Annotated in this window: 19 protein-coding genes; 16 read left to right on the forward strand and 3 right to left on the reverse strand. The window is 73.3% G+C overall.

The annotated features are described in order from the left end of the window. Window positions 1-120: 120 nt before the first annotated feature. The 10 genes from ribD to ACZ5D2_RS04710 all read left to right on the forward strand — a co-directional run bounded on the left by ribD (window position 121) and on the right by ACZ5D2_RS04710 (window position 8,761). The gene (ribD, locus tag ACZ5D2_RS04665; RefSeq protein WP_468927160.1) at window positions 121-1,260 is read left to right on the forward strand and encodes a bifunctional diaminohydroxyphosphoribosylaminopyrimidine deaminase/5-amino-6-(5-phosphoribosylamino)uracil reductase RibD; all 1,140 of its coding nucleotides are present in this window, start codon (window positions 121-123) and stop codon (window positions 1,258-1,260) included. Next, the gene (locus tag ACZ5D2_RS04670; protein ID WP_371679529.1) at window positions 1,261-1,899 is read left to right on the forward strand and encodes a riboflavin synthase; all 639 of its coding nucleotides are present in this window, start codon (window positions 1,261-1,263) and stop codon (window positions 1,897-1,899) included. Continuing rightward, window positions 1,896-2,549, forward strand: coding sequence for a nicotinamide mononucleotide transporter family protein (locus ACZ5D2_RS04675; protein ID WP_371679530.1), 654 nt, complete (start codon window positions 1,896-1,898; stop codon window positions 2,547-2,549). The genes ACZ5D2_RS04670 and ACZ5D2_RS04675 overlap by 4 nt, the downstream gene beginning before the upstream one ends. Then, window positions 2,546-3,847, forward strand: a complete 1,302-nt coding sequence (locus ACZ5D2_RS04680; protein WP_468927164.1) for a bifunctional 3,4-dihydroxy-2-butanone-4-phosphate synthase/GTP cyclohydrolase II — start codon at window positions 2,546-2,548, stop codon at window positions 3,845-3,847. The genes ACZ5D2_RS04675 and ACZ5D2_RS04680 overlap by 4 nt, the downstream gene beginning before the upstream one ends. Window positions 3,848-3,911: 64 nt before the next feature. Further along, window positions 3,912-4,397, forward strand: a complete 486-nt coding sequence (ribH, locus tag ACZ5D2_RS04685) for a 6,7-dimethyl-8-ribityllumazine synthase (protein WP_007262951.1) — start codon at window positions 3,912-3,914, stop codon at window positions 4,395-4,397. 35 nt (window positions 4,398-4,432) lie between these two features. Continuing rightward, window positions 4,433-4,711 carry a phosphoribosyl-ATP diphosphatase gene (locus ACZ5D2_RS04690; RefSeq protein ID WP_356217956.1) on the forward strand — a complete coding sequence of 93 codons (279 nt, stop codon included), beginning with the start codon at window positions 4,433-4,435 and terminating at the stop codon, window positions 4,709-4,711. Between the two features lie 82 nt (window positions 4,712-4,793). After that, entirely contained in the window at window positions 4,794-5,642 is an 849-nt protein-coding gene (gene hisG, locus ACZ5D2_RS04695; RefSeq protein ID WP_371679532.1) for an ATP phosphoribosyltransferase, read from the forward strand. A gap of 52 nt (window positions 5,643-5,694) precedes the next feature. Beyond that, entirely contained in the window at window positions 5,695-6,159 is a 465-nt protein-coding gene (locus tag ACZ5D2_RS04700) for a PH domain-containing protein (protein WP_371679533.1), read from the forward strand. Window positions 6,160-6,359: 200 nt separating this feature from the next. Further along, entirely contained in the window at window positions 6,360-7,721 is a 1,362-nt protein-coding gene (locus ACZ5D2_RS04705; RefSeq protein WP_371679534.1) for a hemolysin family protein, read from the forward strand. Further along, window positions 7,718-8,761 carry a hemolysin family protein gene (locus ACZ5D2_RS04710; protein ID WP_371679535.1) on the forward strand — a complete coding sequence of 348 codons (1,044 nt, stop codon included), beginning with the start codon at window positions 7,718-7,720 and terminating at the stop codon, window positions 8,759-8,761. Before ACZ5D2_RS04705 ends, ACZ5D2_RS04710 begins: the two co-directional genes overlap by 4 nt. A gap of 41 nt (window positions 8,762-8,802) precedes the next feature. On the opposite strand, the gene ACZ5D2_RS04715 is transcribed toward ACZ5D2_RS04710, so the two are convergent. Both ACZ5D2_RS04715 and ACZ5D2_RS04720 read right to left on the reverse strand, forming a co-directional pair. Next, complete coding sequence (locus tag ACZ5D2_RS04715; RefSeq protein ID WP_468927169.1) at window positions 8,803-10,761, reverse strand: AAA family ATPase; 1,959 nt, start codon at window positions 10,759-10,761, stop codon at window positions 8,803-8,805. 378 nt (window positions 10,762-11,139) lie between these two features. Next, entirely contained in the window at window positions 11,140-11,775 is a 636-nt protein-coding gene (locus tag ACZ5D2_RS04720; RefSeq protein ID WP_371679537.1) for a uridine kinase family protein, read from the reverse strand. A gap of 126 nt (window positions 11,776-11,901) precedes the next feature. On the opposite strand from ACZ5D2_RS04720, the gene ACZ5D2_RS04725 reads away from it, so the two are divergent. The 6 genes from ACZ5D2_RS04725 (at window position 11,902) to ACZ5D2_RS04750 (ending at window position 16,626) form a co-directional block, all read left to right on the forward strand. Next, window positions 11,902-13,275: a C39 family peptidase gene (locus ACZ5D2_RS04725; protein WP_468927172.1), complete on the forward strand. Its 1,374-nt coding sequence runs from the start codon at window positions 11,902-11,904 to the stop codon at window positions 13,273-13,275. Window positions 13,276-13,357: 82 nt separating this feature from the next. Continuing rightward, window positions 13,358-13,789, forward strand: a complete 432-nt coding sequence (locus tag ACZ5D2_RS04730; protein ID WP_371679539.1) for an SPW repeat protein — start codon at window positions 13,358-13,360, stop codon at window positions 13,787-13,789. A gap of 139 nt (window positions 13,790-13,928) precedes the next feature. Continuing rightward, on the forward strand, window positions 13,929-14,087 hold the full coding sequence (locus tag ACZ5D2_RS04735) for an SCO1431 family membrane protein (RefSeq protein WP_371679540.1): 159 nt from the start codon (window positions 13,929-13,931) through the stop codon (window positions 14,085-14,087). 127 nt (window positions 14,088-14,214) lie between these two features. Next, complete coding sequence (locus ACZ5D2_RS04740) at window positions 14,215-14,916, forward strand: TetR/AcrR family transcriptional regulator (protein ID WP_371679541.1); 702 nt, start codon at window positions 14,215-14,217, stop codon at window positions 14,914-14,916. Between the two features lie 145 nt (window positions 14,917-15,061). After that, complete coding sequence (locus tag ACZ5D2_RS04745; RefSeq protein WP_266837746.1) at window positions 15,062-16,234, forward strand: acyl-CoA dehydrogenase family protein; 1,173 nt, start codon at window positions 15,062-15,064, stop codon at window positions 16,232-16,234. 11 nt (window positions 16,235-16,245) lie between these two features. After that, entirely contained in the window at window positions 16,246-16,626 is a 381-nt protein-coding gene (locus ACZ5D2_RS04750; RefSeq protein WP_371679542.1) for a GNAT family N-acetyltransferase, read from the forward strand. 6 nt (window positions 16,627-16,632) lie between these two features. Here the strand turns inward: ACZ5D2_RS04750 and ACZ5D2_RS04755 are convergent, their stop codons facing one another. After that, window positions 16,633-16,926 (reverse strand): hypothetical protein, encoded by a 294-nt coding sequence (locus ACZ5D2_RS04755; protein ID WP_371679543.1) that lies wholly within the window; start codon window positions 16,924-16,926, stop codon window positions 16,633-16,635. Window positions 16,927-16,956: the final 30 nt, after the last annotated feature.

A 16,956-nucleotide genomic window follows, 5' to 3' on the forward strand; every position in this document is an offset into this window, starting at 1 on the left:
TCCATCGGCGTTTCCCCAAGGGACACGTGTCAGACGGACCGTGTTCCCGGCCTCGGCGTTCCCGCGTGTGCTCACCCGCTTCATCTGTCGTATCCCGACAGGCCCCGGAGTCCGTGCCCGATGAGGCAGGAGGACCCGGTGGCGAACCACGCCGACGCGAACGCAGTACACGGCACCGACGTGCCCGCCATGAGGCGTGCCATCGAGCTCGCCGCCCGCGGCCTCGGCTCCACCAGCCCCAACCCCGTCGTCGGCTGCGTGATCACCGACCCCTCCGGCGCCGTCGTGGGCGAGGGCTGGCACGAACGGGCAGGCGGCCCGCACGCCGAGGTCCACGCCCTGCGCCAGGCGGGCGCGGCGGCCCGCGGCGGCACCGCGTACGTCACCCTCGAACCCTGCAACCACACCGGCCGCACGGGCCCCTGCGCCCAGGCCCTGATCGAGGCCGGCGTCACCCGCGTGCTCTACGCCGTGGCCGACCCGAACCCGCAGGCCAGCGGCGGTGGCGCCACCCTGCGCGCGGCGGGGATCACCGCCGAGGGCGGACTGCTCCGCGCGGAGGCCGAGGCGGGCAACGCCGCCTGGCTGACCTCCGTACGGCTCGGCCGCCCCCACGTCACCTGGAAGTACGCCGCCACCCTCGACGGCCGCAGCGCCGCCGCGGACGGCACCAGCCGGTGGATCACCTCCGCCGAGTCCCGGGCCGACGTCCACCGGCTGCGCGCCGAGTGCGACGCCGTCCTCGTCGGCGGCGGCACCCTGCGCGAGGACGACCCGCACCTCGCCGTCCGCGGCGTCGAGGGCGCGACCCAGCCCCTGCGGATCGCCCTCGACACCCACGCCACCGTGCTGCCCACCGCCCGCATCCTCGACGACGCCGCACCCACCCTGATCGTCGTCGGCGAGGACGCCGACACCCGGCACCTGCCCGGTGTCGAGGTCCTGCGCATGCCGCTGCGCGACGGCCACATCGGCGTCCACGACCTGCTCGGCCGGCTCTACGCCCGCGGCGTGCGCTCCCTCTTCCTGGAAGGCGGACCCACCCTCGCGGGCACCTTCCTGCGGGCCGGAGCCGTCGACCGGGTGATCGGCTACCTCGCCCCGGCCCTCCTCGGCGCGGGCCCCGCCGCTCTCGCCGGCGCCGGCGTGGACACCATCTCCGACGCGGTGCGCCTCGACCTCACCGAGGCCGTCCGCGTCGGCCCCGATCTCCGCATCACCGCAGTCCCCACCGTCCGCACGCCCCTCAAGGAGCACTGAGTGTTCACCGGAATCGTCGAAGAACTGGGCGAGGTCACCGCCGTCGAGCAGCTCGCCGAAGCCTCCCGCTTCCGCCTGCGCGGCCCCGTGGTGACCGAGGACGCCAAGCACGGCGACTCGATCGCCGTCAACGGCGTCTGCCTGACCGTCGTGGAGACCGCCGACGGCGAGTTCACCGCCGACGTCATGCAGGAGACCCTCGACCGCTCCAGCCTCGGTGCGCTGACCGCGGGCTCCCGGGTCAACCTGGAGCGCCCCATGGCCCTCGGCGGACGCCTCGGCGGCCACCTCGTCCAGGGCCACGTGGACGGCACCGGCGAGATCCTCTCCCGCACCCCTTCGGAGCACTGGGAGCTCGTCCGGATCGCGCTCCCGGAGAAGCTTTCAAGGTACGTCGTAGAGAAGGGCTCTATCACTGTGGACGGCGTCAGCCTCACCGTGGTCGAGGCCGCCGCCGACTCCTTCACCATCAGCCTCATCCCCACCACCCTCGCGCTGACCACCCTGGGCATCAAGCAGCCCGGTGAGCCGGTCAACCTCGAAGTCGACGTCCTCGCGAAGTACGTCGAGCGCCTCCTCGCGGCCGGCGTGGACCCCCTGGCAGCGACCCCCAACGACACGGAGGAAACGGACCGGTGAGCGCCCTGACCTGGCTGAACTCCGAAGCCTTCACCGCCTTCGGCCAGAAGATCATCTGGTCGGACGCGATCGGCAACACCATGGGCCTGGCCGCCCTCGCCCTCGGCTGGCGGCGTTCCATATGGACCTGGCCGACCCAGTTCCTCTCCGGCGCCATCCTCTTCGTCGCGTTCGCCGCCGGGCACCTCTCCGGCAACGCCGGCAAGCAGGTCGTCGTCATGGTGGTCGCCCTGTGGGGCTGGACGATGTGGAGCCGCGGCAAGCGGCAGGCCCAGGACGCCTCCCTGGCCGTCCGCTTCGCCACCTGGCGCGAGCGCGGCCTGCTCCTCGGCGCCGCCGCCGTCGGCACGCTGGCCGTCACCGGGCTGTTCACCCTCTACCCGTGGATGTCCTGGAACCCGCTGCCGGACGCCTACATCTTCGTCGGCACCATCGTCGCCATGTACGCCCAGGCCAAGGGACTCGTCGAGTTCTGGTTCGCCTGGCTGCTCGTCGACGCGGTCGGCGTCCCCCTCGCCTTCACCAGCGGCTACGCCTTCTCCGCCTTCGTCTACGTGATCTACGGAGCCCTCGTGCTCTGGGGCGCCTACGACTGGTACCAGCGCTCGCGCACCACCCCCGCCCCGGCCCTCGAAGGAGCAACGGCATGACCCCCCTCAAGCCCGTGCCCGACGTCCCCGAATCCGGCCCGCAGGAGACCTTCCTCCTCGACCCCGTCGAGCAGGCCATCCGCGACATCGCCGCCGGCCGCCCCGTGGTCGTCGTCGACGACGAGGACCGCGAGAACGAGGGCGACCTCGTCATCGCCGCCGAGAAGGCCACCCCCGAGATCATCGCGTTCATGATGAGCGAGTGCCGCGGCCTGATCTGCGCCCCCATGGAGGGCCCGGAGCTGGACCGCCTGGAACTCCCGCAGATGGTCCGGCACAACACCGAGTCGATGCAGACGGCCTTCACCGTCTCCGTCGACGCGAGCGGCGCCCACGGCGTCACCACCGGCATCTCCGCCGCCGACCGCGCCACCACCCTGCGCCTGCTCGCCAACGGCACCTCCGAGGCCGCGGACTTCGTCCGCCCCGGCCACGTCTTCCCGCTGCGCGCCAAGCCCGGCGGCGTGCTGGTCCGCAACGGCCACACCGAGGCCGCCGTCGACCTCGCCCGCCTCGCGGGCCTGCGCCCGGCCGGCGCCATCGTGGAGATCGCCGGCGAGGACGGCGTCATGCTGCGCCTGCCCGAGCTGATCCCCTTCGCCCGCAAGCACGGCCTGACGATCATCTCCATCGAGGACCTGATCGCCTACCGCCGCTCCGCCGAGCCGACCGTCCGCCGCGAGGCCGAGGTCAGCCTGCCGACCGCCGCCGGCGAGTTCACCGCGTACGGCTTCCGCTCCACCGTCGACGGCGTCGAGCACGTCGCCCTCGTCCACGGCGAGGTCGGCGACGGCGAGGACGTCCTGGTCCGGATGCACTCCGAATGCCTGACCGGCGACATCTTCCAGTCCCAGCGCTGCGACTGCGGCCCCCAGCTCCAGGCCGCCATGGCCCGCATCCAGGCCGAGGGCCGCGGGGTGGTCGTCTACCTGCGCGGCCACGAGGGCCGGGGCATCGGCCTGCTGTCCAAGCTGCGCGCCTACGAGCTCCAGGAGCGCGGTCGCGACACCCTGGACGCCAACCTGGAACTCGGCCTCCCCGCCGACGCCCGCGACTACGGGGCCGGCGCCCAGATCCTCGCCGACCTCGGCGTGCGCAGCGTCCGGCTGCTGACCAACAACCCCGACAAGTCCGACGCGCTCGTCCGCCACGGCATCGCCGTCAGCGGCCGGGAGCAGATGCCCATCGAGGCCGGCGAGCACAACCTGCGCTACCTGCGCACCAAGCGCGACCGGATGGGCCACGACCTGCCCTGGCTGGAGGGGGCCGTCCCCACCTCCGCCTGCGGCAACCAGTGACCCCGTCACACACACCCGTCACACACACCCGTACCACCACCACGAAGAACCGAGGAGCAGAGCTGTGAGCGGCAAGGGCGCACCCGAACTGAGCGTGAAGAACTGCGGAGACCTCCGGGTGGCCGTGATCGCGGCCCAGTGGCACGAGAAGGTCATGGACGGACTCGTCGACGGCGCCCTGCGGGCCCTGCACGAGCTGGGCATCGACGAGCCCACCCTGCTCCGCGTCCCCGGCAGCTTCGAGCTGCCGGTCGTGGCGAAGGTACTCGCCGGTCGCGGTTACGATGCCATCGTCGCCCTCGGAGTGGTCATCCGCGGCGGCACCCCGCACTTCGACTACGTCTGCCAGGGCGTCACCCAAGGCCTGGTACAGGTGTCGATCGACACCGGAGTCCCCGTTGGCTTCGGCGTCTTGACCTGCGACAACGATGAGCAGGCGCTGGACCGCGCCGGACTCGAAGGGTCGAACGAGGACAAGGGGCACGAAGCGGTCACCGCCGCCGTCTCCACCGCCATGACCCTGCGGACCGTCAGCGAACCCTGGCGCTGAGCGCCGGCGCGGGACCCCTTATTCTGAGGACCATCATGGCGAACAATCCCAAGACCTTCGAGGAGCTCTTCACCGAGCTCCAGCTCAAGGCCGCCAACGGCGACCCCAGCACCTCGCGCACCGCCGAGCTCGTCGGCAAGGGCGTCCATGCCATCGGCAAGAAGGTCGTCGAGGAGGCCGCCGAGGTCTGGATGGCCGCCGAGTACGAGGGCAAGGAAGCCGCCGCCGAAGAGATCTCCCAGCTGCTGTACCACGTTCAGGTGATGATGGTGGCGCGCGGGATCTCCCTCGACGACGTCTACGCGCACCTCTAGGCCGCAGCTCCTCGCCGCGGGTCCCGCGCCCGCACGCCCACGCACCCCTTTCGCATCCACGCCACGCACCCAAGGAAGCCCCATGCTGCGCATCGCCGTCCCCAACAAGGGTTCACTCTCCGGACCGGCGTCGGCGATGCTCCATGAGGCCGGCTACCGCCAGCGCAAGGAGTCCAAGGAACTCGTCACGGTCGACCCCGACAACGAGGTCGAGTTCTTCTACCTCCGCCCGAAGGACATCGCGATCTACGTCGCGTCGGGCAAGCTCGACATCGGCATCACCGGCCGCGACCTGCTGCTCGACTCCGGGGCCAACGCCGAGGAGATCCTGCCGCTGAACTTCGGCCGGTCCACCTTCCGCTACGCCACCAAGCCCGGCACCGCCAAGGGCCCCGAGGACTTCGGCGGCATGACGATCGCCACCTCCTACGAGGGCATCGTCGCCAAGCACCTCGCCGACCAGGGCATCGACGCCTCCGTCGTCCACCTGGACGGCGCCGTCGAGACCGCCATCGAACTGGGCGTCGCGCAGGTCATCGCCGACGTCGTCGAGACCGGCACCAGCCTGCGCAACGCCGGCCTGGAGGTCATCGGCGAGCCGATCCTCAAGTCCGAGGCCACCGTCATCCGCCGTACCGGCGCCGGCGTCGACGAGCCCAAGGTCGCGCAGTTCCTGCGCCGCCTCCAGGGCGTCCTCGTGGCCCGCAGCTACGTGATGATGGACTACGACTGCCGCGCCGAGCACCTGGAGCGCGCCGTCGCCCTCACCCCGGGCCTGGAGTCGCCGACGATCTCCCCGCTCCACAACGAGGGCTGGGTCGCCGTCCGCGCCATGGTCCCCGCCAAGGAAGCCCAGCGGATCATGGACGACCTGTACGAGCTCGGCGCCCGTGCGATCCTCACCACCTCGATCCACGCCTGCCGGCTCTGACCCGTACGCCGTCCCGATCCGTACGCCCCCTCCAGAAGGCATCACCAGCGCCATGAGCGAGTCCGCCGCCCCGTCCGCCCCACCCGCCCTGCCGGTCACCTTCCGGCCGACCCGCACCCGGGCGGTGCTGCTGGGCGTCGGGCTCGCCATGTTCGCCACGATCACCGCGATCGCGCTGCTCCTGGAGAGCCTCAGCCCCGGCGAACGGGTCAGCTTCATCGTCACCGCCGCACTGATGTCCTCCGTCCTCGTCCTGCTCAGCCGCCCCAAGGTGGTCGCGGACGAGACGGGCGTCACCGTGGTCAACCTGACCACCACCCGCCGCCTCGAATGGCCGCAGATCCTGCGGGTCAACCTCCGCCCCGGCGACCCCTGGGTGTTCCTGGACCTCAGCGACGGCACCAGCCTGCCCGTCCTCGGCATCCAGCCCGGCATCGCCAGGGCCCGCGCGATCGACGACGCCCGCGCCCTGCGCGCCCTCGCCGAGACCAGGGGAAGCGGCGCCACCGGCAGCTGAGCCCGCCCGGTCTCCTCGCTGCGTCCCATTGCGGCCGCGATCTCAATGACTAACCTGGTGGCGGGGCGCGCACGTGCGCCCTCCCACCCGCCCCGGGACCCCGTGGCCCGTGGGCACCTTCGACCAGAGGAGTGACTCCCTCCAGCAATGGACGGATCGTCCGGTAGTACCCGCGCCGCCCTCCCCGCGGAGGCGGCGGCATGACCATCCCGCTACTCCTGCTCGTGGCGGCCTTCGCCCTGATCCTCGCCAACGGTTTCTTCGTGGCGGCCGAGTTCGGCCTCGTCACGGTCGAGAGACCCGAGGCCGAACGCGCCGCGGCCGAAGGCGACCGCCGCGCCCGCACGGTCGTCGAAGCCCTCCGGGAGCTGTCCTTCCAGCTCTCCGGCACCCAGCTCGGCATCACCATCACCTCGCTCGTCGTCGGCATGCTCGCCGAACCGGCCCTCGCCGCACTCCTGTCGGGGCCGCTCGCCGCGACCGGCCTGCCCCGCGGAGCCGTCCCCGGCGCGGCCGTCGTCCTCGGCATGCTGCTCGCCTCCGCCGTCCAGATGGTCGTCGGCGAACTCGTCCCGAAGAACTGGGCGGTCTCCCGTCCGCTCCAGGTGGCCCGCGTCGTGGCCGGCCCCCAGCAGGTCTTCTCCCGGGCCTTCCGGCCCGTCATCGCCACCCTCAACGCCGTCGCGAACCGCCTCGTGCGGGCGCTCGGCGTCGAACCCGCCGAGGAGATGGCCTCCGCCCGCACCCCCGGCGAACTGGTCTCCCTGGTCCGCCATTCGGCCCAGGCCGGCGCCCTCGAACAGGACACCGCCGACCTCTTCGTACGGACCCTCTCGCTGGGCGAGCTCACCGCCCAGCACGTCATGACCCCCCGCGTGAAGGTCAGCGCCCTCCAGCACACGGCCACCGCGGCCGACGTCCTGAACCTGACCCGCGCCACCGGCCTGTCCCGCTTCCCGGTCTACCGCGAGCGGATCGACGAGATCACCGGCGTGGTCCACCTCAAGGACGCCCTCGCCGTGCCCGAGGCGGAACGCTCCCGCACCACCGTCAACCGCATCTGCGTCACCCCGCTGCTGGTGCCCGGCTCCCTGCCGGTGCAGCCCCTGCTGGAACGGTTGCGCAGCGAACAGCCCATGGCCGTGGTCGTCGACGAGTACGGCGGCACGGCCGGGGTGGTCACCCTGGAGGACATCGTGGAGGAACTCGTCGGCGAGGTCCGCGACGAGCACGACCTCGCCGAGGACGGCAGCCCCGAACTGGCCGCCGTGCCCGCCGAGGACGGCCGCCCCTCCTGGGAGGCCGACGGCAGCTGCCGCGTCCACACCCTGCGCCGCATAGGCCTGGAGGTCCCCGAGGGCCCCTACGAGACCGTCGCCGGCCTCGTCGCCGACCTGCTGGGCCGGATCCCCGCCCCCGGTGACCGCGCGGAGCTGCCCGGCTGGAAGCTGTCCGTCCGCCAGGTCCGCCGCTACCGGGCCGAACGCGTCCGACTGGTGCGCACCGCCCCGCTCGGAGCCGTCCCGGCCCCGGCCGAACCGGAACCGGCGGGCCGCCGGTGAACGCCCTCCAGCTCCTCTTCGCCCTGCTCCTCGTCCTGGCCAACGGCTTCTTCGTCGGCGCCGAGTTCGCGCTCGTCTCCGTACGCCGCAGCCAGATCGAGCCCCTGGCGGCCGGCTCCAAGCGGGCCCGCCAGGTGCTCCACGGCCTGGAGAACCTGCCGCGCATGATGGCCGCCGCCCAGTTCGGCATCACCATGTGCTCGCTCACCCTCGGCGCGGTCGCCGAGCCCACCGTGGCCCGGCTCCTGGAACCCCTCTTCGAGGCCGCCCACGTCCCGGTGGGCCTGGTCCACCCCCTCGGGTACGCCTTCGCCCTCGCCGCCGTGGTCTTCCTGCACCTGGTCATCGGCGAGATGGTCCCGAAGAACCTCGCCATGGCCGCCCCCGAGCGGACCGCCCTGTGGTTCAGCCCCGGCCTGGTCGCCTTCGCCCGCCTCTGCGGGCCGGTGACCAGCGCCCTGGGCGCCTGCGCCGCGCTCGTCCTGCGACTGTTCAAGGTCGAGCCGAAGGACGAGGTCGAGGCCGTCTACACCAGCGCCCAGCTCGGCCGGCTCGTCGAGGACTCCCGGCAGGCCGGACTCCTCGAACCCGTCGAGCAGGAACGCCTGGAGGACGCCCTCGAACTGGGGAGCCGCCCGGTCACCGACGTCCTGCTGGCCCCCGGCCGGCTCGTCACCGTCGGCCCGGCCGTCACCCCGCGCCAGATCGAACAGCTGACCGTGCGCACCGGCTACTCGCGCTTCCCGGTCCGCTCCGACACCGGTGCCTTCATGGGCTACCTCCACGTCAAGGACGTCCTCGACCTGGAGGACCGCGAGCGGGCCGTCCCGCAGCGGGTGTGGCGCCGGATGACCGTCCTGTGCTCCACCCTCCCGCTGGACGACGCCCTCAGCGTCATGCGCCGCGACGCCACCCACCTGGCGCAGGTCGCCGACCCGGCCGGCCGGGTCCTGGGCCTGGTCGCCCTGGAGGACGTCCTGGAGATGCTGGTCGGCGAGGTCCGCGACCCCGCCCACCGCACCTACGCGCGCAGCGCCTAGCGGGCCGCGCGCACCACCGTCCGGAGCACGGTCCGGGCCCCCTACACCAGGGGCTCGGACCGTCCCGGGCCGTCGGGGCCGCGCCCCGACAGGACCTCCCCGTACGCCTGCATCAGGTCGGCCAGCCGCAGCGTCGCCAGGTCGTCCCGCGAGGGCTCCCCGGAGAACCCCGCCAGCCGCAGGTCCCGGTACGCGCAGCTCTTCTCGTACAGCGTCCGCAGGAACCGCCCGTTGCCGAGCTCGTCGATCCAGCCCTGCTCCACCACGTGCCCGCTGACGCTGCGCAGCTCCTCCAGGGCCTCCTCGTCCCACCGGTCCCCGTTCGCGTCGGCCAGCACCCCGCCGATCGAGGTCAGTTCCGCGGGGCGGTAGCTCGGGAAGTCCACCCGGGTGGTGAACCGCGAGGACAGCCCCGGATTGGCGGCCAGCAGCCGGTCCATCCCCGCCGGGTAGCCGGCCAGGATCACCACCAGGTGGTCCCGGTTGTCCTCGGCCCGCTTGAGCAGCACCTGGAGGGCCTCGTCCCCGTACGCGTCGCCCTTGCTGTAGCCCGAGTTGGACAGGCTGTACGCCTCGTCCACGAACAGCACCCCGCCGATCGCCGAGTCGATCAGCTCGTTCGCCTTGACGGCGGTCTGCCCCAGGAACTCCCCGACCAGATCGGCCCGTTGCGCCTCCACCAGGTGGTCGCCGCCCAGCAGCCCGAGCGCGTAGAACACCCGGCCCAGGATCCGGGCCACCGTGGTCTTGCCGGTGCCCGAGGGGCCCGAGAAGACGAAGTGCCGCTTCGGCGGCTGTACCGGCAGCCCCTGGGCCGCCCGCAGCCGGGCCATGTGCAGCTGCGCCGACAGGGCCTTCACCTGCCGCTTCACCGGCTCCAGGCCCACCATCCGCTCCAGCTCGGCCAGCGCCTCGGCCAGCGCCCGCGGGTCGGCGGGCCCGGTCGGCAGCCCCGACGGGACGCCCTGCGCGGGCAGGGACACCTTGTGCCGTACGCCGTCCGGCCGTCCCGAGCCCCCGCCGACCGGGCCGAACCGCTGGTCCACCGGCTCCCCGGGCGTCGGCGGATCCGGATCCACCTGCCCGTCCGCGGCGATGTCCTGCACGGGCCCGCCGCCCCCGCCGCCCAGCGCCACCGCCGTGTAGTCCCCGCCGAGGGAGGACAGCCCGTGCCCGGCGAAGCCCTCGGCGCTGTGCCCGCCGTAGCCGGCGTACCCGGCCATGTCGTCGGGGTCGCTGCTGTCCGCGATGGCCGTCAGCCGGGCCGCCGTGTCCATGAACGCCGGGTCCACCCGGTGCACCGCCCGGTACAGCGGCAGGGCCGCCGCGCTGCGCCCCGTCCCCTCGTGCGCCCGCGCCAGCCAGTACCGCAGCTCCTTGCGCTGCGGCTGCTCGCTGCGGCAGCGCATCAGCGCCGCCGAGAGCATCGGCTCCGCCTGCCCGTACATCTCCAGCCGGACCCGGGCCATCCCGCCGAAGAGCCCCGCCTCGATCCCCAGCAGCGGATCGTCCACCAGCGGCTCGGTCTGGCGTACGAGCTGGTCCCAGTCCTTGACCAGGTAGGCCCGGCAGGCGTGCAGGAACCGCACCTGCGGGTCGGTGTCCACCGGCGGCAGGGCGGCCAGCGCCTGGTCCAGCTCGGGGACGTGCCGACCGTCCAGCCAGTGCGAGGCGTGGGCCAGCAGCAGGTCCCGTCGGCTCTCCAGCACCGGCTGTACCCACCAGCCCAGCCAGTACCAGGAGTTGAGGGTCCGTCGGTGCCGGGCCCGCTGCTCGCCGAAGCGGTCGCGGTGGGCGTACATCCGCAATAACGCGTTGGTCGTGTCCACCCGCAGCGCGTGCAGGCCCAGCCAGGCGTCGGCCATGGCGGGATCGAGCCTGACGGCCGCCCGGAACTCCTCCTCGGCCTGCGGGTACGCGCCCATCGTGCAGGCGTCCACCCCGCGCAGCCAGGCGAGTTCGGCCGGGGCGTGTGCGCTGCCCGGCATGCCGAAGTCCATCACATCCCCCACAAGCCAGCCCCGTGGTGCGCGGAACACTCCGTGCCGCGCACGCAGAGGTGTCCACCCCGCCGATGAAATCAGGGCTGCATCGTACCCGCGGTGACGCACCTTACCCAGGGTGCGGGGGGCACGGGTCGTGGGTGGGCCCCCGGGGCGCGGGGTGACTCAGGGTGAAGGGGGGAGGGTGGAGCGGCGCGCTCCGGGCCCCTCCGGATCCGGAACGGGGCAGAGCGGAGCCCCCGATCACGGGGGAACAATCGGGGGCTCCGCGTCCGCGGCGGCCTTCGCAGACCGCTCATTCAGAACGTAAGGCCGTTCGCGGGGCCCGGTCAAGCGGCTCGGAGCAGGCCCGCGCGGGCCGTTGTGCGAGAGCGCTCAGGCCTGGGGGAGTCCGTCACTTTCGGTGACGGACGTGCCAGTTCCGGAGGTCGCAGGGGCCCCGGAAGTCCACTCGTATCCCGTACCTCTCTGGTGTACCAGAGTGTCCGCGAAGGGGCGCGAAGGGTCGCCGGAGAAGTGCGCGAGCTCCGCGCGCTCCCACCCGTCCCAGAAGTCGGAGAGTTCGCGCCCGTCCCGCCGCCGGCCCCGGCCCCAGGACCGCTCCCGGGGCGTCTCCATCCACAGCAGCCGCGCCAGGTGCGGCCGCAGCGCCCGGCGTCCGGCCCCGACGCCCTCGACGAGCAGCACGGGCGCCGGCTCCAGGACCCGCGGGGGCCCGAAGCGGCGCTCCACCCAGTCGTACGGGGTCCAGTGCGCGGCCCGGCCCTCGGCGAGCGGCTCCAGCACCTGGGAGCGCAGCCGCTCCGGCCAGCCGAACGGCTCCTCGTGGGTGGCCACGTCGTCCAGCCGCAGCACCGGCGCCCCGCCCAGGGCCCCCGCCAGGCGCCCGGCGAAGGTGCTCTTGCCGGAGCCGGCGTGTCCGTCGATCCCGATCAGCCGGACCGGTCCGAGGGAGGGGGGCAGGACGGCGAGCTCCCGCGCGAGCGATTCGAGTGACTGCTGTGGCTCCACCCGGCCAGCGTACGGCCCGCCCCCCGGTTCGCCCACGACACGGACCCGGGGCTTCGCCGCCGTACGGCCGGGAACTGGAAGGGTGGACGAGCCGACCCACCGTTCCGACCCCTGGGGGCCACGCAGATGACCGCACCCACCCCGCGCCGGGCCCTCCTGGCCGTCGCCCTCGCCGCCGCCACGGCGGCCACCCTGCCCACGGGCCGCGCCGCCGCCGCGGACCCCCGCCCCGGAGCGGGTCCCCTCCCCGGCGGCGGTGCTCCGGGCCGGCCGGTCGACAACCGGTTCTGGTACGCGTACGGGCACTGGCAGGCCGGCACCCACACGGGCACCACGGCCGTCCCGGGCACCCGCCCCGGCCTGGAGATCGCCGCCGCGGCGGGCCGCACCGAGTACACCGACCCCCACACGGGCCGCCGGGCCGACTGGGAGCACGCCACCTGGACCTCTCCGGTGCACCGCTCCACCGTGCCCGCCACGGAGGTCATCGCCTCCTGGAACGCCCACACCCCGGCCGGCACCTGGATCCAGACCGAACTGCGCGGCACCTACACCGACGGCACCGACACCCCCTGGTACGTGATGGGCCGCTGGGCCTCCGGAGACGGCGACATCCGCCGCACCTCCGTCGACGGCCAGACCGACGGCCGCAGCACCGTGTGGACCGACACCCTGGCCGTGGACCACCCCGGCACCGGACCGCGCATCGCCGCCTGGCAGCTGCGCGTCACCCTGTACCGCGAGCCGGGCGCGAGCCGGGGCCCCACGGTCCGGCTGGCCGGGGCCATGGCCTCGGACGTTCCCGACCGCTTCACGGTCCCCGCCTCCACCCCCTCGGGCACCGCCCACGAACTGGAGGTGCCGCGCTACTCGCAGGAGGTCCACGCGGGCCAGTACCCGGAGTACGACAACGGCGGCGAGGCCTGGTGCAGCCCCACGTCCTCGCAGATGACCGTGGAGTTCTGGGGCGGCAGACCCGGCGCGGCCTCCCTGTCCTGGGTCGATCCCGCGTACGCCGACCCCCAGGTCTGCCACGCCGCCCGCTCCACCTACGACGCCGCCTACAAGGGGTGCGGCAACTGGCCCTTCAACGCCGCCTACGCCGCCACCTACCCGGGCCTCGCCGGGGTGGTCACCCGGCTCGGCTCCCTGGCCGACCTGGAGACCCTGGTCCGGGCCGGCATCCCGGTGATCACCTCGCAGTCCTTCCGCGCGGAGGAACTGACCGGCGCGGGCTACGGCACGGCCGGCCACCTCATGACGGTGATCGGCTTCACCGCCGACGGGGACGTGATCGCCAACGACCCGAACTCGGCCGACAACGCCGCCGTCCGCCGGGTCTACCGCCGCCGCGAATGGGAGACCATCTGGCTCCGCACCAAGCGTCACGACGCCGCGGGGAAGACCGTTTCCGGCAGCGGCGGCATCTGCTACCTCTACGGGCCGGCGGCGCCGGGCCGCGAGCGGATCGCCGCTCTGAAGGCGGTGGGCGTGCTGTGAAAATCCCGCCGCTCCGCAGGGCTTAACGGGTCGAATCTGGGCATAAGGGCCGTATAAGGCTTCTCATAGGAGGCAGCCCACCATGACCACCCATTCGAGCATCGAACATCACCCGGACCTTGCCGAGATGCGGACTCGGTTCGAGCGGGTGACGAGCACCCCCGCCGCGCAGGCCGTGGAGGCGCTGGCCCTGATCACGGGCCTGTACCTGGCGGCCTCGCCGTGGATCGCCGGGTTCAGCGTGCTGGGCCCGCTCGCCGTCAACAACCTGATAGCCGGTCTCGCCTTCTGCCTGTGCATGGGCGGGCTGGGATCGGCGTACGAGCGCACGCACGCGATGGCCTGGACGGCCGTGGCGATCGGCGCCTGGACGATCGTGGCCCCCTGGGTCATCGCCGGACCGATGAACGTCCACCGCAGCATCGTCAGCAACGTGATCACCGGCGCGATCGCGCTCTGCCTCGGTCTGGCCATGATGGCCATGGCCGGTGACCGGCGCACCCGCGACACCTGACCGCAGGCGCCCCGCGCGCCGCCGGGCCCCGGGACCGCTCCGCACCGAGGAGGGTTCCGGGGCCCGGCGGTGTGACGCGCGCCACCGGTGACCCTCGTCATCTACCGCGAATGCCGCGAACGCTGGCACATTGGACGGCATGACCGCACACACCGCCGCCCTCTCCGCCCGCGCCCGGGCCCGCAGCCTCGTCGGCACCGGGGGACCCGGGGAAGGCTCCTCCTGGCTGGAGCACGTGCTCGGCTGGATCCTCGTGGTCGTCGTGGCCATGCTCGTCACCCGCCTCGGCTGGTTCTGACCGCCCGCACCGCCCGCACCGCCCGCGCCACCCGCCGCCGCCGTCCTCGGCGGCGGTCCGCCCCGGAAGCCCGCCGGGCGGCTCTGCCATACTGCGATCCTGTGGCAGTTCGAGGGTGGGGCCGGATTTGAACAATAGTCAACAACGTGGTGCCACCGGCCGTTCGCAGGTCCGCAGGGCCGAACTCATAGCGATCGGGCGGAAGTTGTTCGCCGACACCTCGTACGACGCCCTCTCCGTGGACGACATCGCCCAGCAGGCGGGCGTCGCCAAGGGGCTGATCTACTACTACTTCAAGAGCAAGCGCGGCTACTACCTCGCGATCGTCGAGGACTCGGTCGCCGAACTCGTCGCCCGCGCCACCGGCGAGCCGGACCTGCCGGGCGCCGAGCGGGTCCGCCGCACGATCGACGGCTACCTCCACTACGCCGAGCACCACCACGCCGCCTACCGGACCATCGTCACCGGCGGGGTCGGTTCCGACGCCGAGGTGCTGGCCATCCGGGACGGGGTCCGCGAGGAGCTCGTGGCCGCGATCGCCGAGGGCGCGTACGGGCGCAGCACGGTGCCGCCGCTCGCCCGCCTCGCCCTGGTCGGCTGGCTCTCCGGGGTGGAGGGCGCCACCCTCGACTGGATCGGCTCCGCCGGCGCCGACGGGCGGCCCGAGCCGCCGGCGCTCGCCGCGCTGCTGGTGCGCCAGCTGCGCGCGACCCTGACGGTGATCGAGGAGTTCGTCCCGGAGTGCACCGCGCCTCCGGTGGCCTCCGACGGGCCCACGAGCCCGCCGGACGATCATCGCGATCGGGTACCGGTGACGGAAAGCGCCTGATCGGGCATACTCAACCCGCCGCAGCCTCTGATCGAGCCCTACCGTGATCCGGGAGGGCAGCATCGGCTGTGAGTACCGAGACCCGGCGGCGCGTCCCACACCTCACGCGTCGTCGCCGTGCCCGACGAGGGAGGAGAGCGCCGCCATGACCGACCGCGCCCCGCAGCCGGTGGACCGTCAGCTGCCCACCGAGGAGTCCCGGGACCTCCTCATGCTCGTACGCGAGATCGCCCAGCGCGAGATCCGTCCCCGGGCCGCCGACGAGGAGGAGACCGGCCGGTTCCCCCGCGAGGTCTTCACCCTGCTGTCGGAGTCCGGCCTGCTGGGACTTCCCTACGCGGGAGAGTCCGGCGGCGGTGACCAGCCCTACGAGGTCTACCTCCAGGTTCTGGAGGAGCTCGCGGCCGCCCGCCTGACCGTCGGGCTCGGCGTCAGCGTGCACTCGCTGGCCTGCCACGGCCTGGCCGCGTACGGCACCAAGGAGCAGCAGGCCGCCCACCTGCCCGACATGCTCGGCGGCGGGCTGCTCGGCGCGTACTGCCTGTCCGAGCCGGCGGCCGGCTCGGACGCCGCCTCGCTGACCACCAAGGCGGTCCGTGACGGCGACGACTGGCTGATCACCGGCACCAAGGCCTGGATCACCCACGGCGGGGTCGCCGACTTCTACACCGTCCTCGCGCGCACCGGGGCCCCGGGCGCCAAGGGGATCACCGCCTTCCTCGTCCCGGGCGACGCCCCGGGGCTGACGGCCGCGGTCCCCGAGAAGAAGATGGGCATGAAGGGCTCGCCCACCGCCCAGCTGCACTTCGACGGCGTGCGCGTCCCCGACACCCGGCGCATCGGCGAGGAGGGCCAGGGCTTCACCATCGCCCTCGCCGCCCTCGACGCCGGCCGGCTCGGGATCGCGGCCTGCGCGATAGGAGTGGCCCAGGCGGCCCTCGACGAGGCCCTCGCCTATGCCCTCGGCCGCAAGCAGTTCGGCCACCCGATCGCCGACTTCCAGGGCCTGCGCTTCATGCTGGCCGACATGGCCACCAAGATCGAGGCGGGCCGGGCGCTGTACCTCGCGGCGGCGCGGCTGCGGGACGCGGGCAAGCCGTTCTCCCGGCAGGCGGCGATGGCCAAGCTGTTCTGCACGGACGCGGCCATGGCCGTCACCACGGACGCGGTGCAGGTGCTCGGCGGATACGGCTACACGGCGGACTTCCCGGTGGAGCGTCTCATGCGCGAGGCGAAGGTGCTCCAGATCGTGGAGGGCACCAACCAGATCCAGCGCATGGTCATCGCCCGCCACCTGGCCGGCCCCGAGAGCCGTTGAACGGCCCCGGCGTGGAGTTCCTCGTCCGCCCGGTCCTGACCGACGCCGAGCTGAACGGCCTGTTCGCCGACGCCTGGCCGGGACACCGGACCGTGTCCTTCGCGCCGGTGCTGGAACGCAGCCTGGCCTGGGTCGCCGCCCGTGAGGACGGCCGCCTGGTCGGCTACGTCAACGTCGCCTGGGACGGAGGCGTGCACGCCTTCGTCCTCGACACCACGGTGCACCCGGACCTGCGGCGGTCCGGGCTCGGGGTCCGGCTGGTGCGGGCGGCCGCCGACGCGGCGCGGGAGCGCGGCGCGCAGTGGCTGCACGTCGACTACGAACCGCACCTCGAACCCTTCTACGCGGCCTGCGGCTTCCGCCCGACCGCGGCGGGGCTGCTGGCGCTCTGAGCCCGCTCAGGGGCTGCCGTAGAGGGGGCCGTTCGGCCAGATGGGGGAGGAGGCGATCCGGGACCACTCCGGATCGCGCCGCCCCGGCAGCGTCCGGCCGTCGGCGGCCCAGCGCGCGAGCAGGGCGCCGTAGATCGGCGGGTCGGGATGCCGCTGCCGCGGGGGCTGCTGCCGCTCCGTCGTCCGCTCGGAGGGCCGACCAGCCGGCCGGTCGAACTGCTGAACCGATTCTTCGGCGCCGGAGGGAGCGGGGCGCCGCCGGCGCCCCACTCTCGACGCGGGCGTCTCCACAGTGGTCATGCACGGCCAACGCGGGACCGGGAGCGCGAG

The organism is Streptomyces sp. NPDC031479 (assembly GCF_055581065.1).

What these genes read in the sequence shown, in the direction of transcription:
- ACZ5D2_RS04745 (WP_266837746.1), top strand. Translation starts at nt 15,062, where the DNA reads ATGACCGACCGCGCCCCGCAGCCGGTGGACCGTCAGCTGCCCACCGAG.
- ACZ5D2_RS04730 (WP_371679539.1), top strand. Translation starts at nt 13,358, where the DNA reads ATGACCACCCATTCGAGCATCGAACATCACCCGGACCTTGCCGAGATG.
- ACZ5D2_RS04680 (WP_468927164.1), top strand. Translation starts at nt 2,546, where the DNA reads ATGACCCCCCTCAAGCCCGTGCCCGACGTCCCCGAATCCGGCCCGCAG.
- ACZ5D2_RS04690 (WP_356217956.1), top strand. Translation starts at nt 4,433, where the DNA reads ATGGCGAACAATCCCAAGACCTTCGAGGAGCTCTTCACCGAGCTCCAG.
- ACZ5D2_RS04735 (WP_371679540.1), top strand. Translation starts at nt 13,929, where the DNA reads ATGACCGCACACACCGCCGCCCTCTCCGCCCGCGCCCGGGCCCGCAGC.
- ACZ5D2_RS04755 (WP_371679543.1), bottom strand. Translation starts at nt 16,926, where the DNA reads ATGACCACTGTGGAGACGCCCGCGTCGAGAGTGGGGCGCCGGCGGCGC.
- ACZ5D2_RS04715 (WP_468927169.1), bottom strand. Translation starts at nt 10,761, where the DNA reads ATGGACTTCGGCATGCCGGGCAGCGCACACGCCCCGGCCGAACTCGCC.
- ACZ5D2_RS04725 (WP_468927172.1), top strand. Translation starts at nt 11,902, where the DNA reads ATGACCGCACCCACCCCGCGCCGGGCCCTCCTGGCCGTCGCCCTCGCC.
- hisG (WP_371679532.1), top strand. Translation starts at nt 4,794, where the DNA reads ATGCTGCGCATCGCCGTCCCCAACAAGGGTTCACTCTCCGGACCGGCG.
- ACZ5D2_RS04705 (WP_371679534.1), top strand. Translation starts at nt 6,360, where the DNA reads ATGACCATCCCGCTACTCCTGCTCGTGGCGGCCTTCGCCCTGATCCTC.
- ribD (WP_468927160.1), top strand. Translation starts at nt 121, where the DNA reads ATGAGGCAGGAGGACCCGGTGGCGAACCACGCCGACGCGAACGCAGTA.
- ACZ5D2_RS04700 (WP_371679533.1), top strand. Translation starts at nt 5,695, where the DNA reads ATGAGCGAGTCCGCCGCCCCGTCCGCCCCACCCGCCCTGCCGGTCACC.